Here is a 26,349-nt window from a genome sequence, read left to right on the forward strand (position 1 = left end):
AACGGCCCGTTCTCCGGCGAGAACGGGCCGTCCGGGGTCACAGCGGCTGCTGGACGGCGGCCTGGGCGTCGACGATGCCGTAGCCGTACAGCGGGGTGAACAGCCCGCGAGCGCCGACCAGCGGCGTGCGGGCCGAGCGCATCAGCGCCCGCTCGATGCCGTCGGCGTCGCGGCCCTGCGCGCCGAGCAGCGCCGCGACGCCCGCGACCTGCGGGGCGGCCATGGACGTTCCGGCGAGCGAGTCGTAGTCGCCCTGGCCGCACTCCGGCGAGCCCGCACCGCGCGGAACCGGCGCCCAGACATCGCCGTCGCAGCCCTGCAGCGAGGAACCACCAGGCGCGGCAACGGCTTTGGTGTCCAGCTTCAGGCCGAGGTTGGAGTACACCGAGTGCAGCTCGGCCGGGTCGGTGGCGGCGACGCACAGCGCGCCCGCCTCCCACGCCGGGGTGCCGCACAGCGGCGCGGTCTCGTTGCCCGCGGAGGCCACCACGACCACGCCCTTCTCCCGGGCGTAGGCGATGGCGTCCTTGGTCTCGGGCGTCAGCCCGATCAGCGTCAGCAGCTGCGCACCGGGTAAGGCGCCGAGGCTGAGGTTGATGACGTTCGCGCCGTTGTCGGCGGCCCAGCGCACGCCCGCGCCGATCTCCGCGAAGCTGCCGGAACCGTCCTCCAGCGCCTTGACCGGCATGATCCGCGCATCCGGCGCGACCCCGGCGATGCCGATGCCGTTGCCCGTCGCCGCCGCCGCGATGCCCGCGACGTGCGTGCCGTGGACGTCGGCCGGCTGGCCGACGCCGTCCGCTCCGCGCCAGTCGCCGTTGCCGCACGGCGCCGGGCCTTCACCGCAGCCCGCGAAGGTCGCGCCCGGCACCAGCTTGCCCGCCAGCTCCGGGTGCCCGAGGTCGACACCGGTGTCCACCACGGCGATGACCTGGCCCGCACCGGTGCTGGTCGCCCACGCCTCCGGTGCCCGCAGCTGCGCGAGCCCCCACTGCTTCTCGCTGAGCGGATCACCGGCCTGCTGCGCGGTGGCGGTCGTTTGGGCGGCCAGGACCGACAGTCCCACCAGCCCAGCGGTCAGCAGTGCCCGAATCCGCATCGCGTCTCCCAACTTCAGCGCATCATTCGCCGGATCAACGATCCCGACGCTTCCTCGATGCGCCTGAACTGGAAGAACCCCCATTCACCGCAACGCCTTCGGACAACCGGAGCACCCCGACGGAGCTGCCCTGACGAGGTGAAGGGCACCTTTCGCCGACTAACTCGGCGAAAGGTGCCCTTCACCTCGCTCCGTCACCCGTTCAAGGCGTAGGTGAAGGGCACCTTCAGGCAAGTTAGTTGCCTGAAGGTGCCCTTCACCGTGCGGCGATCTGGGTCAGTGGACGGAGTCCGAGGAGTCTTTGGGGGAGTTGCGGGGTTCGGGGACGGCGGTTTCGCCCGGGGTGGCCGCGATGACCGCGACCGTGTCGCCGCCGACCGTCTCCTCGGTGCTCGCCGACTTCTTGCGCCAGGCGTTGAACAGCATGTTCAGCAGCAGGGCCGCGATGCAGCCGGTGCTGATGCCCGAGTCGAGCACGGTGCGCAGCGCGGACGGGAAGTGCTCGTAGAAGTGCGGCGAGATCACCGGGACCAGGCCGATGCCCAGCGCGCCGGCCACGATCAGCGAGTTGAACGGGTCGCCCAGGTCGGACTTGCCCAGCGTGCGGATACCGCTGACGGCGACCGAGCCGAACAGCACCAGCGCGGCACCGCCGAGCACCGGCTGCGGCACCAGCGAGACGATCGCGCCGACGACCGGGAACAGGCCCAGCAGCACCAGCACACCACCCGCGGTGGCGACCACGTACCGGCTGCGCACCCGGGTCAGCGCCACCAGGCCGATGTTCTGCGCGAAGGCGCTGCAGGTGAAACCGCCGAACACGGCGCTGACCGCGCTGCCCAGACCATCGGCGCGCAGGCCGGCCGCGATGGTCTCCTCGCCCGCGGGCCGGTCTACGATCTCGCCGAGCGCGACCATGTCCGCGGTGGTCTCCATCATCGCCACCAGCATCACGATGCAGATCGAGATGGTCGCGGTGAGGTCGAACATCGGCGCGCCCAGCGCGAACGGCGTGGGCAGGTTGAACACCGGCGCCGACTCGATGGTGGTGGTGTTGATCATCCCCATCGGCCAGGCGATCAGAGTGCCCACGACCAGGCCGATGAGCAGCGCGATGCGGTTCCAGAAGCCCTTCAGGAAGCGGTTGAACAGCAGCACCAGGGCGAACGTGACGCCGCCGAGCGCGATCTTCTCGGGCGCGGCGTAGTCGGCGGCCTCGGCATCGGTGCCGGTGATCCACTTGATGCCCACCGGCATCAGGGCCAGCCCGATCAGCGTGATCACGGTGCCGTTGACCACCGGCGGGAAGAACCGCACCATGCGGGAGAAGTAGGGGGCGATCAGGAAGGCCAGCAGGCCCGCGATCAGCACCGAACCGTAGATCACCGACAGCGAGTGCTGCTGCCCCTGCTGCGCGACGATGGCCAGCATCGGCGCGACCGATCCGAACGTGACGCCGTTGACGAACGGCAACCGGGCACCGATCTTCCAGATGCCCAGCGACTGCAGCATGGTGGCCAGACCCGCGGTGAACAGGCTCGCCCCGATCAACAAGGTCATCTCGATCGGCGGCAGGCCCATCGCCTCGCCGACGATCAGCGGTGGCGCCACCACGCCCGCGTACATCGCGGCGATGTGCTGGACGCCGTACGCCATCATGCGTACCGGGGGCATCACTTCGTCCACCGGGTGGACGTCGCTGGGTTTTCCGTTCCGGGTGCCGCGGTTGCGACGGGTCTTGAAGAGGGCCATGGTGACTCCTGGGCCGCAGGGTCAGATCAGGTCACTATCAATGCCGGGAGTTTTCTTCTTGTTGCCGGGAAATCACATTGCGTTCCACAGTGGACCTGTGGGTCTTCCGGGCTGAGCGCCCGAAGTCCGGGTAGCAGCAGGGGCCACCAGGTGATACCCCCGGTGGCCCCTAGGCTTCAGGATCGGCGGTGATCCTTCACGACCCCCGCTGCTGAGAGGTCGGAGTGGTGCTGCGCGACTTCAACGGAGCTTTTCGTCTTCGCTGGTTGCCGCAGCCGCGACATCCAACCGGCCGTACTGCGATAGGTGTCGCATGCGCCGCAGGCGCATAACCCACCTTCGCAAGATGACCACCCGCGGGTTCTCAGACGTCGTCTGGCGAGGACAGCCCGTTCGCCGTGTATTGGACATACATGAGAACGGGATCCCGCAGACCAGGCGGCGTCTGAGGTTCCGCTAAGCGACCACCTACGCAGAACGAGCCTGGAAAAGCTGTTGAAGTGGATCAGAACTGCGGGAGGCTGTACCAGGCCTGCGGGGCCTCGTCCACGTCGTCGCGCTTGACGACGCCCTCGATCAGGCCGTACGGACGGTCCGCGGCGAAGAACACCTCGTTGTTGTTCTCCAGCCCGCAGTACTCCAGGTCGACCAGGAAGTGGTGCTTGTTCGGCAGCGAGAGCCGGACCTCGGCCACCTCCGGGTGCTTCTCCATCGCGGCCTTGCCCATCTCGTACAGGCTCTGCTGCAGCGCGAGGCTGTGCGTGGTCGCGAAGGCCTCCAGCATGGTGGCCCGGATCGACTCGAAGCTCTTGCCGAAGTCCACGTCGGTGTGGAGGTAGCGCCAGCGAGCGGTCACCGCGGTGGCCAGGATGCGGTCGTTGGTCTCCGACAGCGTCGTGTACTTGTCCTTGGGGTAGCCCCAGAACTCCGAGCCGGTGGACTTGAGCACGATCAGGTCCTTGAGCCCGGACACCACGTGCGCCTGGTCGCCGTCGATGGTGACCGCGGTGGTGCGCTTCTCGTCGGTGGAGCGGGCGAAGGAGTGGTCGTGACCGGTGCCGCCGACGGGGATGCGCTCCCAGCTGTACTCGTCGATGAGGATGCGCGCCCCGGTGATCCCGTCCGCGGTGCCGACGAAGTGCCTGCCCAGCCGCAGCGCGAACTCCTCGATCTCGCCGATCGGCGCTTCCTTGGCGAAGGCGTAGACCGTGTTCTTCTGCGTGTCGGTCGGCAGCACGTTGCCGTTGTCGCCGGTCAGGTGCGCGCCGTCGAGGTCACCGCGCAGCGAGGAGCTGACGTTGAGGTCCTTGATGGTGTGCCGCGGGTTGTCCCGGTTGACCGAGACGATGCGGACCTCGGCCTTGCCGTACTGGTTGGGGCCCATGACGATGCCCATGAGGTGATCAGCTCCCTCGGTAGGTGGAAAAGGCGAACGGGCTCAGCAGAATCGGAACGTGGTAGTGCTGTTCGGGATCGGCGATCCGGAAGGTGATCTGCACCTGCGGGTAGAACGACTCGGTGCCCTGGCCCTCGAAGTACGCGCCGGTGTCGAAGGTGAGCCGGTAGTCCCCGGCGGCCAGCCGCTCCGGTCCCAGGTCCTTGATCCGGCCGTCGTCGTCGGTGCGCCCGTCGGCGACGGCAGCCCACCCGTCGCCGTCGGCGGCCTCCAGCCGGATCGCGACGCCGACCGCGGGTTTGCCCCGTGCGGCGTCGAGCACGTGCGTGGTGACGGCACTCATCCTTCGATCACCTTTGCCAATCTCAGACGTGCGATCTTGCGGAGTTCGTCCTCGACGATCCGCAGCTCGGTTTCCGGCTCGTTGTCCAGGCGGGAGTGCAGGACCTCCAGCAGCTCCGCGCCGCTGCGACCGCTGGCGCAGACCAGGTAGACGTGCCCGAAGCGGCGCTCGTAGGCCTCGTTGCCCTCGCGCAGCGCGCGGGCCAGCTCGGCGTCGTCGCCGACGCCGGCCTGCTCGTTGCGGGAGAACTTCGCCGAGGTGCCCGAGCCCTGCGGCCGGTCGCCGATGCGCGGGTGCGCGGCCAGCGCCTGGTCGAGCTCCTCGCGGGTCAGCGCCGGGGCCGCGGCGTCCGCGGCCCGGTAGACAGCGTCGTCGTCGGCGAAGGGGCGCTGGTCGGCGATGTCGTCGGCCCAGCGCGGGATGTCCAGGCAGGCGAGCAGCTGCTCGACGAGTTCCGCGCGGGGCAGGCCGTTGAGCCGGTCCGGTCGGGTGGTTGTTGACATCGCAAACTCTCACAGGATGTGGGCGGCCCCGGAAGGTTTTCCGGGGGGAGCGCCAGGCGGCGGACGTGACGTCCGAGCATGCCCGGGCTGTGCTGCGGCTGCTGGTCAGAGCTTCGGTGCGGCAAAAGCTACGACTGCGCTGCGCCAAGTGTCAACACTTTGTTGAAAAATCCTGATGGCGCGTTGTGCGAACGGCACAACCTGGACGGTTCGAGCAGGTCGCGAAGGTGTCGGTTTCACCCGTTTTGTCGCGATCGGTGAGTTGGGGGTGCCTGCTGTGCGTCCGATGGGGCCGTGAGTGTTTTGGGGTGCTGTAGCCCCTCAAAGCACTCACGAGCCCTGAACGGGTGGATGCGGAGCCCGGCCTGGGGCGGGGTGGGCCTGCTGGCGATTTCGCGCGAAAGCGTCACTCCGCACGCGTGCGGCCCGGCGATTTCGCGCGAAATCGCCGGGCCGTGGACCCGGCTGACCTGCCGAGGTGGCCCGACCTGCCGAAGGGTGGCCCGGCGGCGTCAGTTGCGGTCGGCCTGCTCGCGGTTGAGGTAGTTGTAGACCGTGAAGCGGCTGACGCCGAGCGCCTTGGCCACCGTCTCGACGGACTTGCGCATGTTGAACGCGCCGCGCTCCTCCAGCAGGCGCACCGCGCGCTGCTTGTCCGGGCGCGGCAGGTCCGGCAGGTGGCCGCCGAGCTCGGTCTCGACCGCGCGGATGATGCGGTCCAGGGCGCTGGTCAGCTCCTCGCCGGGCAGCCGCACGGCCACCGCCGGGGCGTCTTCCCAGTACAGGACGATGTCGCCGGGCCTGCGCTGGTCCGCAGGCACGGCGGTGCCGCCGATGTGCTCCAGCAGCGGGGCGATCGCGTTGGCGAGCGGATGCACGCTGACCAGCCTAAACCTGGTCGCCGTCGGCATCGTCGACGGTCACCTGCAGGGTGATCCGGTTCGCACCCGTGTCCAGCACGGTCTCGACGACGCTGGCCAGCGCGGGCAGCAGGGTCTCCCGGTCGCCGGTGATCGAAGTGCCCAGCGGGCCGAAGTCGGGCTCCAGGCCCGCGGCGCGCAGGCAGTCGCGGGCGGCCACGGCGTGCGCCGGTGGCTCGCCCTCGCCCTCGAAGGGCTCGGTGGTGAACTCAGCTCGCAAGATCATGGTGCGACCTCCCTGCTCGCACCGTAGCCGGTGCCGATCTCCGCGCTGCGCCACGTGGTTCGTGACTCGCGGGTAACTCGGCGGGGGCCCGTTGACCGGCTTGACGACAGTCGCTAATCTATCGCTGTACGAAACAAGACTTCCGCATCGCGAAATCTTCGATCTGATGCGAAATCTCCGAAACTTCTCCCGAGGGGGTGCCCATGGATCCGAACCGGTACGAGGTCAACCTCTCGATCCTGTTCACCGAACTGGACGTGCTCGACCGGCCCGCGGCGGCCAAGGCCGCCGGTTTCGACGCGGTGGAGTTCTGGTGGCCGTTCCCGGAAGCGGTGCCCGCCGACCGCGACGTGGACCGGTTCGTGCAGGCCGTCGAGAACGCCGGGGTCTCCCTGGTGGGCCTGAACTTCTTCGCGGGCGACATGCCCGCCGGTGACCGGGGCGTGCTGTCCAACCCCGACCGGGCGGGCGAGTTCGCCGACAACGTCGACGTCGTCGTCGGCATCGGCGAGCGCCTCGGCTGCCGCGCCTTCAACGCCCTGTACGGCAACCGGATCGACGGCGTCGACCCGGCCGCGCAGGACCAGGTCGCCACCGAGAGCCTGCTGCGCGCCTCCAAGGCGGTGTCGCGCATCGACGGCGCGGTGCTGATCGAGCCGGTCAGCGGCATGCCCGCCTACCCGCTGAAGACGGCCGCCGACGCCATCGCGGTGATCGACCGGGTGCGCGCCGCGGGCGGCGACGACAACCTCCGCCTGCTGTTCGACATCTACCACCTGGTGGTCAACGGCGACGACCCGGACGCGGCGCTCGACGCGCACGGCGCGGCCATCGGCCACGTGCAGATCGCCGACGCCCCGGGCCGCAACGAGCCGGGCACCGGCGAGATCGACTTCGACCACTTCTTCACCAAGCTCGACGCCGCGGGCTACCGCGGACACGTCGGCCTGGAGTACAAGCCCAGCGGAGCCAGCGCGGACAGCTTCGGCTGGATCAAGCGCTGAAGGACAACGGAGGTAACTCCATGAGCAAGGTCGGATTCATCGGGCTGGGGATCATGGGTGGCCCGATGGCGGCCAACCTGGTCAAGGCCGGTCACGAGGTCGTCGGCTACAACCGCAGCCAGGCCAAGGTCGACAAGCTGGTCGCCGACGGCGGCAAGGCCGCGGCCACCGCTGCCGAGGCCGTGCGCGACGCCGACATCATCTTCACCATGCTGCCGGACTCGCCGGACGTCGAAGCCGTCGTGCTCGGCGAGGACGGCGTGCTGGCCAACGCCAAGCCGGGCGCGCTGCTCATCGACTGCAGCACCATCCGCCCGGACGTCTCGCGCCGGGTGGCCGAGGCCGCGGCGGAGAAGGGCGTCCGCGCGCTGGACGCACCGGTCAGCGGCGGTGAGCCGAAGGCCATCGACGGCACGCTGTCCATCATGGTCGGTGGCGAGGCCGACACCTTCGCCGCCGCGCAGGACGTGCTCGGCGCGGTCGGCACCACGATCGTCCACGTTGGACCGTCGGGTGCCGGGCAGACCGTGAAGGCCGCCAACCAGCTCATCGTGGCGGGCAACATCGCGCTGGTCGCCGAAGCGCTGGTGTTCCTGGAGGCGCACGGCGTGGACACCGAGGCCGGGCTCAAGGTGCTCGGCGGTGGCCTCGCGGGCAGCACCGTGCTCGACGCCAAGGGCGGGAAGATGCGCGGCCGGGAGTTCGCCCCCGGCTTCCGCCTCGAACTGCACCACAAGGACATGGGCATCGTGCAGGCCGCGGCTCGCGACGCGGGCCTGACGATCCCGCTCGGTTCGCTGGTGAGCCAGCTGGTCGCCGCCGCCGTCGCGCAGGGCGACGGCAAGCTCGACCACTCCGGTCTGCTCAAGCAGATCACGCAGCTCAACGGCCGCGACTGAGCCCGAAGACCGCGGTGCTGCACGGAGAATCCCTCGTCTCCTGCGGCAGATCCCGTGCAGCACCGCCACCTACCAGGTAAACGCACGTGAGCGTTTCGAGGGGCTATAGCACCCCGAAGCACTCACGGAGCCCGAGCAGCGAGAACGGCCGCGCAGCAGCGGTCGGCAGCAAGACGGTCACGGGTCGGCGGTCCAAGCGCCGCCAAGCAACTTCAACCACCGACCCGTTCCCAACAAGGTGCGCGCAGCACCCGAGAGGAAGTCTTACACCATGGCCAAAGTCCCTGTCATGCAGGCCGTCGTCGACGTGCTCAAGTCCGAGGGCGTGGACATCACCTTCGGCTGCCCCGGCGCCGCGATCCTCCCGCTGTACGCGGCGATGGAGGACAGCGGCATCGAGCACCTGATCGTTCGCCACGAAGAGGGCGCCACCCACATGGCCGACGGTTGGGCCCGCACCAACGGCAAGGTCGGGGTGGCCATCGGCACCTCCGGGCCGGCGGGCACCAACATGATCACCGGCCTCTACACCGCGATCGCCGACTCCATCCCGATGCTGTGCATCACCGGCCAGGCGGTCTCCAGCAAGCTGCACCAGGAGGCCTTCCAGGCGGTCGACATCGTCGACATCGCCAAGCCGGTCACCAAGTGGGCGGTGCAGGTCAAGGAGGCCGCGCAGGCGCCGTGGATCTTCCGCGAGGCGTTCCGCATCGCGCGCTCCGGCCGCCCCGGCCCGGTGCTGATCGACCTGCCGCTGGACGTGCAGAAGCAGGAGATCGAGTGGGACCCGTCGCTGGACGCCCCGCTGCCGATCGCGCCCGTCGAGCCGCACCTGCCGCGCGTCGAGCGCGCGCTGGACATGCTGCTGGAGGCCGACCGCCCGCTGATCCTCGCCGGTGGCGGCGTGATCCTCGGCGACGCCCACGAGCAGGTGCGCGAACTGGCCGAGCTGCTCGGCGTCCCGGTGCAGATCACCCTGATGGGCAAGGGGTCCTTCCCGGAGGACCACGAGCTGTTCGCGGGCATGACCGGCATCCAGACCAGCCAGCGCTACGGCAACCAGTCGTTCCTGGAGGCCGACCTGGTGCTGGCGCTGGGCGCCCGCTTCGGCGACCGGCACACCGGTGCGCTGGACACCTACCGCGGTGAGCGCAAGTTCATCCACGTCGACATCGAGCCCACCCAGATCGGCAAGGTCTTCGGGCCGGACCTGGGCATCGTCTCGGACACCAGGCTGTTCCTGGACGCGCTGATCGACGCGGCCCGCAAGCGCAAGGCGAGCAAGGACTTCTCGGCGTGGGTGGCCAGGGTCGGCGTGCTCAAGCAGACCCTGACCCGCCCGGACGACTACGACACGGTGCCGATCAAGGCGCCGCGGGTGTACCGGGAGATCAACCAGATCTTCCCGCCGGAGGCGTACTTCGTCACCGCGATCGGGCTCTACCAGATCTGGGGCGGCCAGTTCCAGACCGCGCACCTGCCGCGGCACTACCAGGTGTGCGGCCAGGCCGGTCCGCTCGGCTGGGAGATCCCGGCGGCGATCGGCGTGAAGTCGGCGAAGCCGGACGCCGAGGTCGTCGCGGTGGTCGGCGACTACGGCTTCCAGTTCCTGGTCGAGGAGCTGGCGGTGGCCGCCCAGTACGACATCCCGTTCGTGATCATCATGCTGAACAACGAGTACCTGGGCCTGATCCGCCAGGCCGAGGGCGACGCGTTCGGCATGAAGACCGAGGTCGACATCCACTACGACGACCACGGCACGGACAACGTCAAGATCATGGAGGCCTACGGCTGCTCGGGCCGCCGCGTGTTCGAGCCCGCCGACCTGGCGGACACGATCGAGTGGGCCCGCAAGGAGGCCGTCGCCACCAGCCGCCCGGTCCTGGTCGAGGTCATGATCGAGCGCGAGGCGAACACGGCGCGAGGCATCCGCATCGACGCCATGATCGAACCGGAGCCGGTGCCGAACGCCTGATCCGGTTGGACTCGGGGTGCGTTGGAGCGGTTCGGCCCGTTGGGAACCGGGCCGAACGGTCCTGTCACACACTCACGCACCCCGTGCGGGGCTTCAGGGCAGCCCTGCGAGGGGAGCGTTCACCGGAACGCGCGGTGGTGTTCCGGTGAACGCCGTCCCCACTTCCCACAGACGGGGTGGTCGGGTGGAATGTCCGACGACCCTCGGTGTTCCCCGCCGTGCACGTGCCGGGCGTCACGGCGGGGAGCACCTACCCCTTTGCACAACGGGAGTTCGCTTTGCCTGGACCCGTCCTGATCGCACCGGACAAGTTCAAGGGCTCGCTGACCGCGCCGGAGGTGGCCGCAGCGGTGGCCAGCGGCCTGCGCCGGGTCCGGCCCGAGGTGGAGATCCGGTCGGCGCCGGTCGCCGACGGCGGCGACGGCACCGTCCAGGCGGCGGTGGCCGCCGGGTACGTACCGGTCCCGGTCATCGTGGCCGGCCCGGTGGGCGAGCCGGTGGACACCGAGATCGCGATCTTCGACGACACGGCGGTGGTCGAGCTGGCATCGGCCTCCGGGCTGGCGCTGCTGGACCCGGACGAGCTCGCCCCGCTGGCGGCGTCCAGCGAGGGCACCGGCGAAGCGATCCTGGCAGCGCTCGACGCGGGCGCGCGAACCGTGGTGCTCGGCGTCGGTGGCAGTGCGTGCACCGACGGCGGCGCCGGAATGCTCACCGTCCTGGGGGCGCGGGTTTTGGATGCTGCGGAGCACCCGTTGCCCCCAGGCGGTGGACCACTGGCCCGCGTGGCGTCGGTGGACCTCTCCGGCCTCGACCCGCGGCTGGCGGAGACCGAGGTGATCCTCGCGTCCGATGTGGACAACCCGCTGCTCGGCGAGCGCGGCGCGGCGCACGTCTACGGCCCGCAGAAGGGCGCCGACCCCGATCAGGTGCGCTTCCTCGACGAGGCCCTGGCGAACTGGTCGCGCGCGGTGCTGGCGGCGGGCGGCCGCGACGTGGCGGAGCAGCCGGGCGCCGGTGCGGCGGGTGGTGTCGGCTACGGCGCCCTGGCGGTGCTCGGAGCCCGCATGCGGCCCGGCGTGGACGTCGTCCTGGAGCTGATCGACTTCGACCGCCAGCTGGCCGGAGCGGGCCTGGTGATCATCGGCGAGGGCTCCATCGACGAGCAGACCCTGCACGGCAAGGGCCCGGCCGGAGTGGCCGCCCGAGCCCGCGCCGCGGGCGTGCCGGTGGTGGCGATCGCCGGTCGCTCGGAGCTCTCCCCGGAGCGTCTCCGCGAAGCGGGCATCGAAGCGGTCTACGCCCTCTCCGACGTCGAACCGGACGCCCGGCGCTGCATCCGAGAAGCGGCGACCCTCCTCCCCGAACTCGCGGAGCGCATCGCCGCCGACCACCTGAAGCCCTGACCGGTGCTGGCCGCGGCACATCCCGGGCGGCTCCGTCGTGCGAGGGGACGGTCAATTTCGTACGAAATTGACCGTCACCCGGGTGAACGTCAATTTCGTGCGAAATTGACGCCGTTCTGCGCGAGGAGGGCCTTGACCTGGGTTGATGCGGCTTCGACGGCTTGGGTGTCGGTGGGGGACCAGTCGCGCTCGGTGAGGCTGTGGACCGAGAGCCACCCGACCATCGTGCCGTCGACCTCCACCGGGGTGAGCATTTGAGCCCGGACGCCGTAGGTGTCGACGAGGGCCTGCGGAGGCCGCGGGCCGGTGCGGAAGTGCGGCTGCACCAGCGTCTTCCGGTGCTCCTCCAGCCACCGGACGGTGTTCAGCGCGCGCTGGTCGAGGCCCGCGTCGTGCTGGATGGCCGCCACACCGGGGCCGGTGTCCTCGGCCGCGGCCAGGTCGACGCCGAGGCGCTGCGACGGCAGGTCCAGGCGCACCGTCGTCCGGTCCGAGCCGGTCGCCGCGCGGAGCAGGGCGCAGATCTCCCGCAGCGCTGCCCGCGTCGAGCCGGACAGCAGCACGCTCCCGCGGTCGAGGGGACGGCCGCCGAGCAGGTCGAGCGCCTGCCACAACGTCACGGAAACGCTGTCCAGCACGGGGATTCCGAGATCCGGCTCCAGCTCGGCCGCCGCGAGGGCGCCGCGCAGGTTCGTGCACACCAGCGCCACCGCCTGCGCGCCGGGCGCGGCGGCTCGGATCATCTCGACCAGCCGCTGCTCGGGCACTTCGCCGAAGGAGAAGTTGTCGGTGATCTCCAGCCGTTCGTCGGCCACCACCTCGACGCCCTCGGCCGCGTAGGTCTCCGCGATGCGCGCTGTCACGTCGCCGGTGTACGGCGTGACCAGGCCCAGCCGCCGCACGCCGAAGGCGCGGAAGGCCTCGCGCAGCGCCAGCGTCGACGTCGTCGCCGGAACGCCGCACACCTGCGACAGCGCATCGCAGACCTGCCGGTCGTAGTCGAAGCCGAGCCAGGAGCCTGCGGTCCCGTTCCACACCACGACGTCCACCGCGGCGTCCCGGAGCAGCTCGGCGGCGGCCGACGTCCGGGCCACCGAGAACTGGCCGCGCTGCTCGTCGGCCAGCGAGATCGCGGTGACCGGCAACCGGCTGAAGTGCGCGGTCACCTCCTCCGCGCCGGACAGCAGCCGGTAGGTGACGGGTTCGAGCACGGTGTTCGACGAAGGGGTCAGCATTCCGATGCGGGGCACGGCGACTCCTCCCGCGCGGGCTCCGGCGTCGGGAGGCGCTGCGCGATCCGGGATGCGGTATACCAAACAGCGCCGTCGCAGCACCTGTCAAGACCTGGGTGGATGCTGGGGGCGGGCTGAATCGATGCTCCGTCGGTGGTTCTTGACGCGGCCCGGCTTCTGCCGGAGTATTTCATGAATCGGTAAGTATACTTCACAATGCGGAAGAATCTCGCGCTTTCCGGCCGTGGGGGCTTGACCGGAACCGCCGAAGGTTCAACACTTTGTTGAACAGTTGAGTCCAGGAGGTACCGAGTTGTCCGAGGCAGCCACCGCGACGTTCGACGTCGTGTTCCGCGCACGTCGGCTCATCGGCCCGAACGGGGAGACGTCCGGCAGCGTCGGCGTCCGCGACGGCCGCATCGCCGCCGTCGAGCCCTTCGACGCCCAGCTCGACGCGGCTCGCACCATCGAGCTCGCCGCCGACGAGGTGCTGCTGCCGGGGCTGGTCGACACCCACGTGCACGTCAACGACCCGGGTCGCACCGAGTGGGAGGGCTTCGACACGGCCACCCGCGCCGCGGCGGCCGGCGGCGTCACCACCATCCTCGACATGCCGCTGAACAGCCTGCCGCCGACCATCGACACCGGCGCGCTGGAGATCAAGCGCAAGACCGCGCGCGAGAAGGCGCACATCGACGTCGGCTTCTGGGGCGGCGCGGTGCACGGCAACCTCGGCGAGCTGCGCGGCCTGCACGAGGCCGGGGTGTTCGGCTTCAAGTGCTTCCTGCTGCACTCCGGCGTCGACGAGTTCCCGCCGCTGAACCCGGCCGAGCTCGACGAGGCGCTGCGCGAACTGGCCCGCTACGACGCGATGATGATCGTGCACGCCGAGGACTCCGACGCCATCGAGCACGCGCCCACCGCGCACGGCGAGACCTACGGCGACTTCCTCAACTCCCGCCCGCGCGGCGCCGAGAACGTGGCGATCGCGCAGGTCATCGAGCTGGCCCGGCGGATCGGCGGCCGGGTGCACATCCTGCACCTGTCCTCCTCCGACGCGCTGCCGATGATCGCCTCGGCGCGCGCCGACGGCGTCAAGGTCACCGTCGAGACCTGCCCGCACTACCTGAGCTTCAGCGCCGAGGAGGTCCCCGACGGCGCGACCCAGTTCAAGTGCTGCCCGCCGATCCGCGAGGCGCGCAACCGGGAACTGCTCTGGCAGGGCCTGGCCGACGGGATCATCGACTGCGTGGTCAGCGACCACTCGCCGTGCACCCCGGAGCTCAAGCGCTTCGACATCGGCGACTTCGGCGTGGCCTGGGGCGGCGTGTCCAGCCTCCAGCTGGGCCTGCCCGCGGTGTGGACGCAGGCGCGAGTGCGCGGCCACAGCCTGGCTGAGGTGGTGCAGTGGATGTCCCGCAAGCCCGCCGAGCTCGCCGGCGTGCACCGCAAGGGCTCCATCGCGGTCGGCAACGACGCGGACTTCTGCGTCTTCGCCCCGGACGCGGCCTTCGTGGTGGACGTCGACCAGCTGCACCACCGCAACCCGGTCTCGCCCTACCACGGTCGCCCGCTGGCGGGCGTGGTGCGCGAAACCTGGCTCCGCGGCACGCAGATCGTCGGCCCCGACGCGGCGACCGGTCCGCAGGGCAACCTCCTCACCCGCTGACACCGGGGCCGTGAGCGCACAGCAGTCGCGCGCTCACGGCCCGTCGGTCCGAAGAGGACTGACGGCGGAAATGACCTGCCCGCCTGTCGGGAACAGCGGTTAACGTCCTGCGCATGAGCGACGTGCAGCAGGTCCTGGCCTACCGGCGGCCTTCGGCGCTCGCCGACCGGCACCTCGGCCTGGAGACCGCGGGCGGGACCGGGCAGAGCGCCAACCCCCGGTTCTTCACCGGGTTCCTCACCGAGGCCGCGCCCGCGGCATCGGGCCTGCTCGCCGTCGCACGGGTCGCCCGGTCCCAGTACCCGGACGCGGCCGGTCGCGCCGCGTTCCGCGATCCGGTGGTCACCTGCGACGGGGGCCGGCTGCGCTTCGAGTCCTTCTCGCGCTGCGGCGGGGTCTACGCGCGCCTGGACGTCCTCTCCGCGGGCCTGGACGGCGAGGTGCACGACCGGGGCACCACCAACGTCGACGTCAACGAGCCGCTGCGCCGGATGCTGGCGAAGGTCGGCGGCCGCGATCCGCTGCACCTGTCGGTCGGGCCGGACGAGCTGACCGCGACCGCGCTCGGCGGTTCGGTGCTGGAGAAGAAGGTGCCGCTGCCGCAGCGGTGGTTGCGCGGGTTCGCCGAGGTGCAGGTGATCACAGCCGGTTTCGAGCCGCGCGCCGAGCTGTCCGCCGCCGATGCCGCGCGGCTGCTCAAGTCGCTGCCGTCCGGATCGCGCCGGGCGCTGTGGGCGGTGCCCGCCGGGCGCTCGTTGCGGCTGACCGGTTCCCCGGTTCCCGGTGCCGTCTGCATCGCGGGCCCGGAACGGCTGGAATCCCTGGTCCCGCTGCTGCGCTTCGCGAAGGCCCTGCGGGTGTACGGACCGCGGCCCGACAACCGGCCGACCGCGAGCGCCTGGGAGCTCGACCTGCCGGGGATGCGGCTGGTGCTGGCCCTCTCACCGGGCAGCGACCGCGGCTTCTCCGGCGAAGGCGCGGTGCTCGACGCGCTGGCTTCCGACGACGCCGAGGCCGATGCGGAGCTGATCGGCGCGCTGCTGGCCTTCGAACCGCGGGTCGAGACCGACCTGCTCGCCGAGCGCTCCGGCCTGCCGCAGGCCCGGGTCCGCGACGCCCTGATCCAGCTCGGCACCGCGGGCCGGATCGGCTACGACCTCGCCGAAGCGGCCCACTTCCACCGCGAACTTCCCTACGACGCGAAGGCCGTCGACGCGATGAACCCCCGCCTCCGCAACGCGAGAGCGCTCGTCGAGGCAGGCGCGGTGCGCATCGACGGCGACAGCGCGACGGTGACCGCCGGAGAGCGCGAGCACCGGGTGCGGGCAGGCGGCTGCACCTGCCGGTGGTGGGCGGAATTCGGCGGTACCAGGGGGAAGTGCAAGCACGCGCTCGCCGTGGACGTGGCGCGGAACGGAGTGCGCGGATGAACTGGGACGATCTGAAGGAACTGCTCGACCAAGGCGACTTGGCGGCCATCGAAGCGGCATTCGACGACGCCGGTCCGGAGGAGCGCCGCGCGCTCGTCAAGCCGGTGACGGAGTTCGAGCGCACGGTGCGGAAGGCGGATTTCCCCACCAGTCGAAGGTATTCCGCACCGCTCGCGGTCGTCGGCGCGGCAGTGCTCCCGATGTCGGCGCTCGTGCCGTGGCTGTCCCGCAACAGCCTCGACCGGCCGATGCGCCCCGACCACCGCCGGCTGCTGAGGCACTACGGCACCCCGGCACTCGACCACGTCCTGACCGTCCTGCGCCGCCGGGGCGTGCCGTGGTTGCCGGAGCTGGCCGACAAGCTCGCCCAACGGCTCCGTCCCGGTGGCTCACCGCCGACCGATCTCTGGCGGCTCATCACCGAGATCGCCGGCGAGACGCTGCCGGACAGCGACGGCTACGTCTTCTGGTGGCCGCTCGGCATCCGGAACCACGTCGCGGAACCACGCTTCCTGGCCCTGGTCCCGCGGCTGTTCGAGATGCCGCACGAGCTGTGGGAAGGGGCGGGCACCTGGCCGCGCCTGCTCGTGAAGCTCGCCGCCGACGGCGTCCTCGACCGGTCGATGCTGCTGGACGGGGTGCTGGCCGCGCTGCAGCTCGGCGTCAAGCGGGACGGCGCGGAAACGCTGATCACCGTGCACGACGAGCTCGCCCCGGGCCTCGACGAGGTGGCGGCCCGCACCCAGGACTACATCGCGCTCCTGCCCGACAGCTACTCGACGGTGGCCGCGCTGGCGCAGCGGGAGCTCAAGCGCCTGGACGGTGCGGGCCGGTTGACGACCGACGCACTGCTGGACGGCAGCCGGGCGGTGTTCTTCCGCAAGGAGAAGAAGCTGGTCCGCGCCCAGCTGGCGTGGCTGGGCAAGGTCGTCGGCACCCGGCCGGAGGTGCTGCCCGCCTTCGTCGACGCTCTCCACCACGATGCTCCTGACGTGCAAGAACGAGCTCTGACGCGGCTGCTCGACCACGCCGGCCGGCTGGACGCGCAGACGTGCGCCGACATCGCCGCCGTCGAGCTCCCGCCGGACCTCCGGGAACGCGCGGCCGAGGTGTTCGGCACCGCCGAGCCCGAGCCGCTGCCCGTGCCCGTGGCCGCCGGTCGCCGCGAGATGCCACCGCCCATCACCTCGGTGGACGAGCTGATGGCGATCTTCGCGCGCAGCCTGCCGCCGGAGGATCCGATGGTGGCCGAGCGCGCCCTCGCCGCGACCGTCGAGTTCGCCTTCACCGACCGAGCGGCCCTGCGCGCCGCCTTCACCGCACTGCACCCGGGAAACCCCTGGTACGAGCCGGGCCTCCCGGACTGGGACAGCATGCGGGTCCACGCACCGTGGGAGGGCGGGGAGTTCCTGGCGGTCGTGCGCGCTGCGACCGGCGACTGCCAGGGCGGTCTCACCAGCCCTATCCCGTCCGCGATCCCCGGCGAGCAGGAGTGGGCGAAACGCCTCGAACGCCGCGTGAAGCACAGCAGGTTGCCGATGCTCCGCCTGCACGAGATCTCGATCGGGCTCGCCCACGCTCCCCGGCCGTTCCTGATGTCCACCCCGACCGAGGGCTCCGGGCTGATCGACCCCGAAGCGCTGGCCGAACGCCTGGAACGCGCGGCGGAGCTGGGATTCGAGCCGTGGCCGCACGATCTCGCGCTGGCGCTGCTCCGACTGCCCCGCGACGCCGCGATCGCGGACCGGGTCCGGGGCTCGGGCGCGGCGGGCGCGGAGGTCGCGAAGTGGCTCGACGACGGCGGCCTCGGACATCCCGAGATCCGCCGCGCCGTGGTCCCGGTGCGGATCGGCCCGTGGGCGGCGGACTACGAGGACCGGACCCGCGTGGTGGTCACCTTCCCGGACGCTGCGGGCCCGCTCCGCGAGTCCTTCGACAGCGCCGCGACCGGCACGTACTCCTCAGCTGATCTCGCGCGAACGGCAGCACCGGAGTTCCTGCCCGATCACCGCGACATCAGCGCCGCGCACCAAGCAGCGCTGTTCGACGACGGTGCGCGCGACATCGCCGCGGTGCTCAGCGCGCTGGTCGACGCCCACGGTCCGATCGGCGACGGCATGAACACCGTGCTGGCCCTGGCGCTCAACGCCCGCGAAGCGGCGGACCGCGCCTGCGCGGTGGACGCGGTGATCACGCTGACCGGCCGGGAGGAGCTCCAGGCCGCTGACGTCGGACGTGCGCTCGCCGACCTGGCAACGCGCGGTGAGGTGGTCCTGGGGCGGGTGGCGCAGTCCGTGCGGGACGTCCTCCGGGCCGGGCTCGCCGGGCCCGCGTGGGAGCTGATCGCGCCGCTGATCGAGCGCAAGCTGCCGAGCGACGGCGAACGCCCCGCGCCCGGCCTCGCCGACCTGCTGGCCCTGGGCGTCGAAGTGGTCGGCCGGACCGGCTCCGCCGAACCGGTGCCCGGCCTGCCGGAGGCCGCCGCGCGAAGCGGCTCCAGCCGCTTCGCCAAAGAAGCCCGCAGGCTCCGCGCCCTGCTGCCCTGAGTTGCCACAGGTACCCGTGAGTGCTTTGTGGGGCTATAGCACCCCAAAGCACTCACGGGCACTGAACAGCGGAAACGGAGCTACCGGCCCTTCGCATCCGGGTTCAGGGCGCGGACCATGTCCACGGCGCCCACCAGGGACAGCCCCGGGAGCTCCTTGCGGACCTCGCGGACCGCGTGGACCTCGCGCTCCAGCGGGTCGATCCCGGCCTTCGCCAGGACCTCGCGGGTCCAGCGGATCTTCGGGTCCTCCGCGGAGGCCGCCTCGTCGAGGATCCGCAGCGCGCTCTGCAGGCCCGGCACGTCCTCGGCACCGGCCGTCTCCAGCGCGCGCCGGACCGCTTCCCGGCCGTCGTCGAGGTCGTTGAGCACGATGATGTGCGTCTCTAGCTTCTTGCCGAACATCTGAAACCCCTGGTCGCCGGATATGCGTCAACGAAGATCATGCCAAGCGGCGGCCCCGCCCGTCGGCGGTTCGGGCACCGGGGTGGCAAGCCCCACCTCACCAGCGCTGACGTACGCTGAGTAACCGTGCTCGTCATTGCGCTGGACACCTCGACCCCTGCGGTCACCGCCGGGCTGGTCGCGCTGGACGACGGTGGGCCCCGAACGCTCGCCGAACGCGTCACGATCAACCCGCGCGCCCACGGAGAGCTGCTGATGCCGCAGCTCCTCGACGTCATGACCGAAGCCGGACACGTGCTGGCCGACGCCGATGCGATCGTCGTCGGCGCCGGGCCCGGCCCGTTCACCGGCTTGCGCGTCGGCATGGTCACCGCCGCGGCGCTCGGCCAGGCGTGCGGCCGCCCGGTGCACCCGGTGTGCAGCCTCGACGCGATCGCCGCGCAGGCCGACGTCACCGGGCAGCTGCTGGTCGCCACCGATGCGCGCCGCAAGGAGGCCTACTGGGCCGCCTACTCCGGGCGGACCCGGATCGACGGCCCGCACGTGCAGCGGCCCGCCGACGTGCCGACCGAGGGCTGCACCGCAGCCGCCGGTGAGCTGGCCGAGGCGTTCGACCTGCCCGTCGTCGAGCCGCGCTACCCCACGCCGCTGGGGCTGGTCGCGGCGGCGACGCTGGACGCCGAACCGGCTCCGCTGGTGCCGCTCTACCTGCGGCGACCGGACGCGGAGCTGCCGAGCAAGCGGAAGTCCGTGCTGACCAGGGGTGCCAAGTGACCACCACCGCGCTGGAGGTGCTCAAGCTCCGCCGCGCCGACTTGAAGCGCTGCGCGGAGCTGGAGCGGGTGCTCTTCCCCGGCGACGACCCGTGGTCGTGGGAGGCGTTCGCCTCCGAGCTCGACCAGGGCCACTACTACGTCGGGGCCTACCTCGACGGGCGGCTGATCGGCTACGCCGGGCTGGCCGTGGTCGGCAGCGCGCCGCACGCCGAGGCCGAGGTGCACACCATCGGCGTCGAGCCCGGGCACCAGGGAACCGGTGTGGGCAAGGCGCTGCTGCGGGCGCTGCTGGCGCGGGCCGACGAGCAGCGGGCGACGACGTTCCTGGAAGTGCGCACCGACAACGAAACCGCGATCGCGATGTACCGCAAGCACGGCTTCGAGATCGTCGGCCTGCGCAAGCGCTACTACCAGCCGTCCGGGGCCGACGCGCACACCATGCGCCGGCCCGCGGCGGGAACGGAGACCGGGGAATGACTGCGGACCGGGTGGTGCTCGGCATCGAGAGCTCCTGCGACGAGACCGGCGTCGGCCTGGTGCGGCTGGCCGCTGACGGCACGGTCGAGCTGCTGGCCGACGCGGTGGCCTCCAGCGTCGACGAGCACGCCCGCTTCGGCGGCGTGGTGCCGGAGATCGCCAGCCGCGCGCACCTCGCCGCGATGGCGCCGACGATGCGCCGCGCGCTGGACGAATCCGGCCTCGAACTGTCCGATGTAGACGCAATCGCGGTGACCGCCGGGCCTGGCCTGGCGGGCGCGCTGATGGTCGGCGTCGCCGCGGCCAAGGCCTACGCGTCCGCGCTGGGCGTGCCGCTGTACGGCGTCAACCACCTCGGCGGGCACGTCGCCGTGGACACCCTGGAGCACGGTCCGCTGCCGGACCGCTGCCTGGCGATGCTGGTCTCCGGCGGGCACTCCCAGCTGCTGCTGGTGGAGGGCATCGCCGAGAAGATCACCGAGGTCGGCACCACCATCGACGACGCGGCGGGCGAGGCCTACGACAAGGTCGCCCGCATCCTCGACCTGCCCTACCCGGGCGGTCCGCCGATCGACGAGCAGGCCAAGCTCGGCGACCCGAAGGCGATCGCGTTCCCGCGCGGCCTCACCGGACCGCGCGACGCGAAGTACGACTTCTCGTTCTCCGGCCTGAAGACGGCGGTCGCCCGCTGGGTGGAGACCGAGCAGCGCGAGGGCCGGGAGATCCCGGTCCCGGACGTGTGCGCCTCCTTCCAGGAAGCGGTGGCCGACGTGCTGACCGCGAAGGCGGTGCGCGCGGCGCGCGACCTGGAAGTGGACACCCTGGTGATCTCCGGCGGGGTGGCGGCGAACTCCCGGCTGTCGGAGCTGGCGGCGCAGCGCTGCGCGGAGGCGGGCATCACGCTCCGCGTCCCGCGCCCGCGCCTGTGCACCGACAACGGAGCGATGATCGCGGCCCTGGGAGCGCACGTCCTGGCCTCGGGCGCGAAGCCGTCGCCCCTGGACATGCCTGCCAACCCGGGCCTCCCGGTCAGCACCATCGTCGTCCAGTGATCCACCGCGGGCGAACACTTTCCGGTACGACCCCGCATCCGAGCCCAACCCACCACCACCTGCGCAAAGGCCGTCCCGCGCACCACACGCCGGTCAATTTCGCGCGAAATTGACCAGGGCCCGGGTGACGGCGGTCAGTGGCTGAACCAGAAGGCCTTGACCGTGGCGAGGAATTCGCGGCGGACCCCGCGCGCTGCGACGCGCTGGAGGCGCCAGTCCGCCGCCGCGTGGTGGCCGACGCCGTGGGCGTCCACGCCGAGGCGGCGGCACATCGCCACCGCGCGGCGGAGGTGGAAGTCCGTGCTGATCACGGTCAGCTCGCGCAGGCCGAATTCGCCCGCCGCGCGCACGCAGGAGCGCCAAGTGTCCACACCGGACTCGTCGAGCGCGATCGCATCGGCGGGGACGCCGTGCGACACGAGGTGGTGGCGCATCACCACGGGTTCGCTGAAGCCGCGCGATTCGGGGCTGCCGCTGACGATGATCCGCCGGATCTTCCCGGCGTCGTAGAGCTCTTTGGCCACGTTCAGCCGCCCCTGCAGGATCAGGCTGGGCGTGCCGTCCCAGCGCACCCCAGCGCCGAGCACCACGCCCACCTCGGCCTCCGGCACGTCGGTCGCCGACCGGATGCGCCCCGCGCTGCGCGCGAAGGCCCACGCCGAGGGCAATCCGGTCACCACACCGAGCCCGACCAGTCCCAGGAGGCCAACCCACAGTCCGCGCACCCGGCAAGTGTGCCATCGCGGCCGAACCCGTCGCCGCTCCGCGATCACCGCGCGGGCCCGTGAGCGCTTCGTGGGGCTGCAGCACCGCAAAGCACTCACGGGGCACCGCCAGCGGAGGATCACACCGGGTTCAGGACCGGCTTGCCGTCCTCGACCACGAACGACTTCGCGGTCTCGGCCGGGGCGTCCTTCTCGGACACCTTGGCCAGCACGCGGTAGTCCGCGCGCAGCTCGGCCGCGGTGAACTTGGTGCGCACGTAGCCCCGCCGGTTGGCGTAGAACTTCACGTGCGGGTTCTCCTTGAGCACGTCCTCGCTGCCGTCGTCGTTGCCATCGCCGCCGCTGGTCACCGAGGTCGTCACGAACTCGGTGCCGACGGCGGGGGAGTCCGGCTTGTCGTTGGTGCGCTTGATCTCCGCGGCCCAGTGCCGGTGCACGTCGCCGGTGAGCACCACGCCGTTGCGGACCGGGCTGTCGGCCATCGCGTCGGCGATCCGGTCGCGGTTGGCCACGTAGCCGTCCCAGGAGTCCATGCTGTACTTCTCCTCGTCGCCGATCCCGCGGTCGAGCCTGGAGAAGAACACCTGCTGGCCCAGCACGTCCCAGCGCGCGGTGGTGTCGCGGAACCCGTCGAGCAGCCACTTCTCCTGCTCGGCGCCGGTGATCGACCGGTTCGGGTCCTCCCGGTCGGTGCAGCCGGACTGCCAGCCGTCGCCGCAGGCCTGGTCGTCGCGGTACTGGCGGGTGTCGAGCATGTGGAAGTTGACCAGCGATCCCCACCGCAGGCGCCGGTAGAGCTGCAGGTCGACGCCCGAGGGCTTGGCGGTGCTGCGCAGCGGCATGTTCTCGTAGTAGGCCTGGAAGGCCACCTTGCGCCGGTCCAGGAACCCGTCGTCGGGCTTCTCCGGCACCTCGTCGGCCCAGTTGTTCTCGACCTCGTGGTCGTCCCACACCACCACCCACGGCGCGGTCGCGTGCGCCAGCTGCAGGTCGGGGTCGGTCTTGTACTGGCCGTGCCGCTGCCGGTAGTTGGCCAGGGTCCGGGTCTCCGGCCCCAGCACCTCGCGCACGTCCTCGGCCTTGGCCGGGTACTCGTACTGGTAGTCGCCGAGGTGCAGGATCAGGTGCGGGTCGTCCTCGGCCATCCGGCGGTAGGCGGTGAAGTAGCCCTCGCCGTAGTGCGCGCAGGAGGCGAAGCACATGGTCAGCTCGTCGAGCGCGTCCGGCGCCGGAGCGGTCCTGGTGCGGCCCACCGGCGAGATCTCGCCCTCGGCGCGGAAGCGGTAGAAGTACTCCGCGCCGGGCCGCAGCCCCTCCAGCTCGACGTGCACGCTGTGCCCGAGCTCCGGTGCGGCCTGCGCCTCACCGCTCTGCACGATCTTGCTGAACTGCTCGTCCTCGGCGACTTCCCACTGCACCGGCACGACCTTGTCGGGCATGCCGCCCAGGCCGTCGTCGGCGGTCGGCTCCGGCGCGAGGCGGGTCCACAGCACGACGCCGTCGGGCAGCGGATCGCCGGAGGCGATGCCGAGGGTGAACGGATCGGCGAGTCGCCGGACGCCTGCGCCGGGCATGGCCAGCGCGTTGGCCAGCGCGGATCCACCGAGCGCGGTGGCCCCGAGCGCGGCGGCACCGCCGAGGAGCACGGCGCGTCGGCTGACCCGCCTGGATAACGGGACGGGGGATTCGGTCATCGCAAGCCCTCCAGTTCGTTCCGGTCGAACGCCGGAAACTACCGGAATGAGGGCCGCTTCAGGTGAATTCCTGACGAACTCGCCACCGGTTCCGCCACCCGGCTCAACGCTCGCTGAGCCCGCCGTCGCGGGTGCGGCGGCTCGGTGGTCGATCGGGCCCGCCGCGGCACCTCGGCGGACATAGCGCTGTGCCCAGCGCCGAGGCGCTGGGCACGGGTGTCAGCGGGGACTTGTGCTTGCTCGGGGTCGGGTGGTGGTCCGGGTCACTTCGGGCGCCAACCGGCCCGAGTCGGCGGACCAGGCGGGCCGGGTGGGCGCGCGGGTCGGGGGCGTCGTTCCCACGGCCGGTTCGCTGGCTTGGAGAGGGCTGGCATGCCAGGCAACATAGGGCACCGAACGCCACATCCGTGCACTGCCTCCGGTATTGGTGACTTATCCCGCATGCCGATCTACCTGCGAAGATCACGCACAGCTGATCACTTGTCACAACATCCCAGGTGGGCGGCACCGCGGGCCGCCGCGGTCGCGCTGCGAACCGGGTCGTGCGCGCTCGGTGGCCGGGCCCGCCGGCCGCGGAGGGCCGCTTGCGACACTCCTGCGATCGGGGGATGCGGGTGGTTGTTGAGCGTTGGCACTCTCATCGGTAGAGTGCTAGCAGAACGGCGCCGCAGCGCCCCGGCACCCGCGACGGCGGGGAGCCACGGAGCCGTCTTAACCCAGACAACGCTTCGAAGGCCCCAGAAGGTGGAGGTCACACCGTGGCGAGCATCAAGCCGCTTGAGGACAAGATCGTCGTCCAGGCGAGCGAGGCCGAGACGACGACTGCGTCCGGCATCGTGATCCCGGACACCGCCAAGGAAAAGCCCCAGGAGGGCAAGGTTCTGGCCGTCGGCCCGGGTCGCGTCGACGACAAGGGAAACCGCATCCCGGTGGATGTCAAGGAGGGTGACGTCGTCATCTACTCCAAGTACGGCGGCACCGAGGTCAAGTACAACGGCGAGGAGTACCTGATCCTCTCCGCCCGCGACGTGCTGGCCGTCGTCAACTGACGCACCACGCGTGGAGCATTGCCGCCCCGGCGGTCCCGACCGCGGGACCCCGGGGCGGACCCATGTCCAGGGGTGCCGTGCCCCGGGACCGGAAAGACCAGATCAGGCACCTGTGAAGGGCTGTTGCAACCATGGCTAAGCAGATCACCTTCGACGAGCAGGCCCGGCGCGCGCTGGAGAGCGGCGTCAACCAGCTCGCCGACGCGGTCAAGGTCACCCTCGGACCGCGCGGCCGGCACGTCGTGCTGGACAAGCAGTTCGGCGGACCGCAGGTCACCAACGACGGCGTGACCATCGCTCGCGAGATCGAGCTGAGCGACCCGTTCGAGAACCTGGGCGCCCAGCTCGCCAAGAACGTCGCGACCAAGACCAACGACGTCGCGGGCGACGGCACCACCACGGCCACCGTGCTGGCCCAGTCGCTGGTCCGCGAGGGCCTGCGCAACCTGGCCGCGGGCGCCAACCCGGCCTCGCTGAACAATGGTGTGCAGGCGGCCACCGACGCCGTGGTGGAGGCCCTCAAGGCCAAGGCCACCCCGGTCAAGGGCCGCGACAACATCGCCCAGATCGCCACCGTCTCCTCCCGCGACGAGGCCATCGGCGCGCTGATCGGCGAGGCGATGGAGAAGGTCGGCGAGGACGGCGTGATCAGCATCGAGGAGTCCTCGACGCTGGCCACCGAGCTGGAGATCACCGAGGGCCTGCAGTTCGACAAGGGCTTCATCTCCCCGCACTTCGTCACCGACGCCGAGCGCCAGGAGGTCGTCCAGGAGGACGCCCAGATCCTGCTGCACCGGGACAAGATCTCCGGCCTGCAGGACCTGCTGCCGCTGCTGGAGAAGATCGCGCAGAACGGCAAGCCGCTGCTGATCATCGCCGAGGACGTCGAGGGCGAGGCGCTGTCCACCCTGGCCGTCAACGCGATCCGCAAGACCCTCAAGGTCGTCGCGGTCAAGGCCCCGTTCTTCGGCGACCGCCGCAAGGCGTTCCTGGACGACCTGGCGGTCGCCACCGGCGCCCAGGTCATCGCGCCGGAGGTCGGGCTGAAGCTGTCCGAGGCCGGTCCGGAGGTGCTGGGCTCGGCTCGCCGGGTCACCGTGACCAAGGACACCACGACCATCGTGGACGGCCGCGGCACCGCCGAGGCCCTCAAGGAGCGCGTGGACCAGATCCGCAAGGAGATCGAGGCCACCGACTCCGACTGGGACCGCGAGAAGCTGCAGGAGCGCCTGGCCAAGCTGGGCGGCGGCGTCGCGGTGATCAAGGTCGGCGCGGCCACCGAGACCGAGCTCAAGGAGCGCAAGTCCCGCATCGAGGACGCGGTCGCCGCTGCGAAGGCCGCGGCCGAGGAGGGCAGCGTGCCCGGCGGTGGGTCGAGCCTGATCCACGCCGCCAAGGTGCTCTCCGACGACCTCGGGCTTTCCGGTGACGAGGCCACCGGCGTGCAGCTGGTGCGCCGCGCGCTGGAGGCGCCGCTGTACTGGATCGCAGCCAACGCGGGCCAGGAGGGCGCCGTCGTGGTGTCCAAGGTCCGCGACCTGGACTGGGGCTCGGGCTACAACGCCGCCACCGACGAGTTCGGCGACCTGGTCCAGGCGGGCATCGTGGACCCGCTGAAGGTGACCCGCTCCGCGGTCGCCAACGCGGCCTCCATCGCCCGCATGGTGATCACCACCGAGAGCGCGGTCGTCGAGAAGCCCGAGGAAGAGGCCGCTGACGCCGGTCACGGCCACGGCCACGGGCACGGCCACTGACGTTCCACCCGGCGGTCT

At 71.1% G+C, this 26,349-nt stretch carries 23 protein-coding genes; 12 read left to right on the plus strand and 11 right to left on the minus strand.

The genetic code is table 11. The features are described 5' to 3' along the window. Positions 1–37: 37 nt before the first annotated feature. From OU416_RS25035 to OU416_RS25065, 7 genes are all read right to left on the minus strand, one after another. Positions 38–1,099 (minus strand): S8 family serine peptidase, encoded by a 1,062-nt coding sequence (locus OU416_RS25035; RefSeq protein ID WP_270929457.1) that lies wholly within the window; start codon positions 1,097–1,099, stop codon positions 38–40. 276 nt (positions 1,100–1,375) lie between these two features. After that, entirely contained in the window at positions 1,376–2,851 is a 1,476-nt protein-coding gene (locus OU416_RS25040; RefSeq protein ID WP_270929458.1) for a nucleobase:cation symporter-2 family protein, read from the minus strand. A 505-nt stretch (positions 2,852–3,356) separates the two neighbouring features. Continuing rightward, positions 3,357–4,247 (minus strand): factor-independent urate hydroxylase, encoded by an 891-nt coding sequence (gene pucL / locus OU416_RS25045; protein WP_270929459.1) that lies wholly within the window; start codon positions 4,245–4,247, stop codon positions 3,357–3,359. 7 nt (positions 4,248–4,254) lie between these two features. Further along, positions 4,255–4,590 (minus strand): hydroxyisourate hydrolase, encoded by a 336-nt coding sequence (gene uraH, locus OU416_RS25050; RefSeq protein WP_270929460.1) that lies wholly within the window; start codon positions 4,588–4,590, stop codon positions 4,255–4,257. Beyond that, positions 4,587–5,093, minus strand: coding sequence for a 2-oxo-4-hydroxy-4-carboxy-5-ureidoimidazoline decarboxylase (gene uraD, locus OU416_RS25055; protein ID WP_270929461.1), 507 nt, complete (start codon positions 5,091–5,093; stop codon positions 4,587–4,589). The genes uraH and uraD overlap by 4 nt, the downstream gene beginning before the upstream one ends. A gap of 512 nt (positions 5,094–5,605) precedes the next feature. Further along, entirely contained in the window at positions 5,606–6,004 is a 399-nt protein-coding gene (locus OU416_RS25060) for a helix-turn-helix domain-containing protein (protein WP_270929462.1), read from the minus strand. Beyond that, on the minus strand, positions 5,982–6,239 hold the full coding sequence (locus OU416_RS25065; RefSeq protein WP_270929463.1) for a thiamine-binding protein: 258 nt from the start codon (positions 6,237–6,239) through the stop codon (positions 5,982–5,984). The genes OU416_RS25060 and OU416_RS25065 overlap by 23 nt, the downstream gene beginning before the upstream one ends. Before the next feature lie 203 nt (positions 6,240–6,442). Between OU416_RS25065 and OU416_RS25070 the strand changes: the two genes are divergently transcribed. The 4 genes from OU416_RS25070 (at position 6,443) to OU416_RS25085 (ending at position 11,523) form a co-directional block, all read left to right on the plus strand. Further along, entirely contained in the window at positions 6,443–7,243 is an 801-nt protein-coding gene (locus OU416_RS25070; RefSeq protein ID WP_270929464.1) for a hydroxypyruvate isomerase family protein, read from the plus strand. A gap of 20 nt (positions 7,244–7,263) precedes the next feature. Further along, positions 7,264–8,142: a 2-hydroxy-3-oxopropionate reductase gene (locus OU416_RS25075; protein ID WP_270929465.1), complete on the plus strand. Its 879-nt coding sequence runs from the start codon at positions 7,264–7,266 to the stop codon at positions 8,140–8,142. A 271-nt stretch (positions 8,143–8,413) separates the two neighbouring features. After that, on the plus strand, positions 8,414–10,117 hold the full coding sequence (gene gcl / locus OU416_RS25080) for a glyoxylate carboligase (RefSeq protein WP_270929466.1): 1,704 nt from the start codon (positions 8,414–8,416) through the stop codon (positions 10,115–10,117). A 278-nt stretch (positions 10,118–10,395) separates the two neighbouring features. After that, positions 10,396–11,523 (plus strand): glycerate kinase, encoded by a 1,128-nt coding sequence (locus OU416_RS25085; RefSeq protein WP_270929467.1) that lies wholly within the window; start codon positions 10,396–10,398, stop codon positions 11,521–11,523. Positions 11,524–11,612: 89 nt separating this feature from the next. On the opposite strand, the gene OU416_RS25090 is transcribed toward OU416_RS25085, so the two are convergent. Then, positions 11,613–12,773: an aspartate racemase/maleate isomerase family protein gene (locus OU416_RS25090; RefSeq protein WP_270929468.1), complete on the minus strand. Its 1,161-nt coding sequence runs from the start codon at positions 12,771–12,773 to the stop codon at positions 11,613–11,615. 295 nt (positions 12,774–13,068) lie between these two features. Between OU416_RS25090 and allB the strand changes: the two genes are divergently transcribed. The 3 genes from allB to OU416_RS25105 all read left to right on the plus strand — a co-directional run bounded on the left by allB (position 13,069) and on the right by OU416_RS25105 (position 18,400). After that, positions 13,069–14,424 carry an allantoinase AllB gene (gene allB / locus OU416_RS25095; protein WP_270929469.1) on the plus strand — a complete coding sequence of 452 codons (1,356 nt, stop codon included), beginning with the start codon at positions 13,069–13,071 and terminating at the stop codon, positions 14,422–14,424. A gap of 113 nt (positions 14,425–14,537) precedes the next feature. Next, positions 14,538–15,854, plus strand: coding sequence for an SWIM zinc finger family protein (locus OU416_RS25100; protein ID WP_270929470.1), 1,317 nt, complete (start codon positions 14,538–14,540; stop codon positions 15,852–15,854). After that, entirely contained in the window at positions 15,851–18,400 is a 2,550-nt protein-coding gene (locus OU416_RS25105; protein ID WP_270929471.1) for a DUF6493 family protein, read from the plus strand. Before OU416_RS25100 ends, OU416_RS25105 begins: the two co-directional genes overlap by 4 nt. A gap of 80 nt (positions 18,401–18,480) precedes the next feature. On the opposite strand, the gene OU416_RS25110 is transcribed toward OU416_RS25105, so the two are convergent. Next, on the minus strand, positions 18,481–18,804 hold the full coding sequence (locus tag OU416_RS25110; RefSeq protein WP_270929472.1) for a hypothetical protein: 324 nt from the start codon (positions 18,802–18,804) through the stop codon (positions 18,481–18,483). Between the two features lie 126 nt (positions 18,805–18,930). Here OU416_RS25110 and tsaB point away from each other — a divergent pair, with 126 nt between their 5' ends. The 3 genes from tsaB to tsaD are packed head-to-tail and all read left to right on the plus strand — an operon-like array spanning position 18,931 to position 21,109. Further along, positions 18,931–19,578, plus strand: coding sequence for a tRNA (adenosine(37)-N6)-threonylcarbamoyltransferase complex dimerization subunit type 1 TsaB (gene tsaB / locus OU416_RS25115; RefSeq protein ID WP_270929473.1), 648 nt, complete (start codon positions 18,931–18,933; stop codon positions 19,576–19,578). 11 nt (positions 19,579–19,589) lie between these two features. Continuing rightward, positions 19,590–20,057, plus strand: a complete 468-nt coding sequence (gene rimI / locus OU416_RS25120) for a ribosomal protein S18-alanine N-acetyltransferase (protein WP_270929540.1) — start codon at positions 19,590–19,592, stop codon at positions 20,055–20,057. Then, a complete protein-coding gene (tsaD, locus tag OU416_RS25125) occupies positions 20,054–21,109 on the plus strand; it encodes a tRNA (adenosine(37)-N6)-threonylcarbamoyltransferase complex transferase subunit TsaD (protein ID WP_270929474.1) in 1,056 nt (351 codons plus the stop codon). Before rimI ends, tsaD begins: the two co-directional genes overlap by 4 nt. A 134-nt stretch (positions 21,110–21,243) precedes the next feature. Here the strand turns inward: tsaD and OU416_RS25130 are convergent, their stop codons facing one another. Further along, complete coding sequence (locus OU416_RS25130) at positions 21,244–21,834, minus strand: SanA/YdcF family protein (RefSeq protein WP_270929475.1); 591 nt, start codon at positions 21,832–21,834, stop codon at positions 21,244–21,246. 119 nt (positions 21,835–21,953) lie between these two features. Further along, the gene (locus OU416_RS25135; protein ID WP_270929476.1) at positions 21,954–23,528 is read right to left on the minus strand and encodes an alkaline phosphatase D family protein; all 1,575 of its coding nucleotides are present in this window, start codon (positions 23,526–23,528) and stop codon (positions 21,954–21,956) included. A gap of 758 nt (positions 23,529–24,286) precedes the next feature. Here OU416_RS25135 and groES point away from each other — a divergent pair. Together groES and groL are read left to right on the plus strand one after the other, a co-directional pair. Further along, positions 24,287–24,577, plus strand: coding sequence for a co-chaperone GroES (gene groES, locus OU416_RS25140; protein WP_010316109.1), 291 nt, complete (start codon positions 24,287–24,289; stop codon positions 24,575–24,577). A gap of 131 nt (positions 24,578–24,708) precedes the next feature. Continuing rightward, positions 24,709–26,331: a chaperonin GroEL gene (gene groL, locus OU416_RS25145; protein ID WP_270929477.1), complete on the plus strand. Its 1,623-nt coding sequence runs from the start codon at positions 24,709–24,711 to the stop codon at positions 26,329–26,331. Positions 26,332–26,349: the final 18 nt, after the last annotated feature.

Source organism: Saccharopolyspora indica (genome assembly GCF_027853965.1).
Classification (GTDB): domain Bacteria; phylum Actinomycetota; class Actinomycetes; order Mycobacteriales; family Pseudonocardiaceae; genus Saccharopolyspora; species Saccharopolyspora indica.

Excerpts from the sequence above, each read along its gene's own strand:
- OU416_RS25035 (WP_270929457.1), bottom strand. The coding sequence starts at position 1,099 with ATGCGGATTCGGGCACTGCTGACCGCTGGGCTGGTGGGACTGTCGGTC.
- OU416_RS25040 (WP_270929458.1), bottom strand. The coding sequence starts at position 2,851 with ATGGCCCTCTTCAAGACCCGTCGCAACCGCGGCACCCGGAACGGAAAA.
- pucL (WP_270929459.1), bottom strand. The coding sequence starts at position 4,247 with ATGGGCATCGTCATGGGCCCCAACCAGTACGGCAAGGCCGAGGTCCGC.
- uraH (WP_270929460.1), bottom strand. The coding sequence starts at position 4,590 with ATGAGTGCCGTCACCACGCACGTGCTCGACGCCGCACGGGGCAAACCC.
- uraD (WP_270929461.1), bottom strand. The coding sequence starts at position 5,093 with ATGTCAACAACCACCCGACCGGACCGGCTCAACGGCCTGCCCCGCGCG.
- OU416_RS25060 (WP_270929462.1), bottom strand. The coding sequence starts at position 6,004 with ATGCCGACGGCGACCAGGTTTAGGCTGGTCAGCGTGCATCCGCTCGCC.
- OU416_RS25065 (WP_270929463.1), bottom strand. The coding sequence starts at position 6,239 with ATGATCTTGCGAGCTGAGTTCACCACCGAGCCCTTCGAGGGCGAGGGC.
- OU416_RS25070 (WP_270929464.1), top strand. The coding sequence starts at position 6,443 with ATGGATCCGAACCGGTACGAGGTCAACCTCTCGATCCTGTTCACCGAA.
- OU416_RS25075 (WP_270929465.1), top strand. The coding sequence starts at position 7,264 with ATGAGCAAGGTCGGATTCATCGGGCTGGGGATCATGGGTGGCCCGATG.
- gcl (WP_270929466.1), top strand. The coding sequence starts at position 8,414 with ATGGCCAAAGTCCCTGTCATGCAGGCCGTCGTCGACGTGCTCAAGTCC.
- OU416_RS25100 (WP_270929470.1), top strand. The coding sequence starts at position 14,538 with ATGAGCGACGTGCAGCAGGTCCTGGCCTACCGGCGGCCTTCGGCGCTC.
- OU416_RS25105 (WP_270929471.1), top strand. The coding sequence starts at position 15,851 with ATGAACTGGGACGATCTGAAGGAACTGCTCGACCAAGGCGACTTGGCG.
- OU416_RS25110 (WP_270929472.1), bottom strand. The coding sequence starts at position 18,804 with ATGTTCGGCAAGAAGCTAGAGACGCACATCATCGTGCTCAACGACCTC.
- tsaD (WP_270929474.1), top strand. The coding sequence starts at position 20,054 with ATGACTGCGGACCGGGTGGTGCTCGGCATCGAGAGCTCCTGCGACGAG.
- OU416_RS25135 (WP_270929476.1), bottom strand. The coding sequence starts at position 23,528 with ATGACCGAATCCCCCGTCCCGTTATCCAGGCGGGTCAGCCGACGCGCC.
- groL (WP_270929477.1), top strand. The coding sequence starts at position 24,709 with ATGGCTAAGCAGATCACCTTCGACGAGCAGGCCCGGCGCGCGCTGGAG.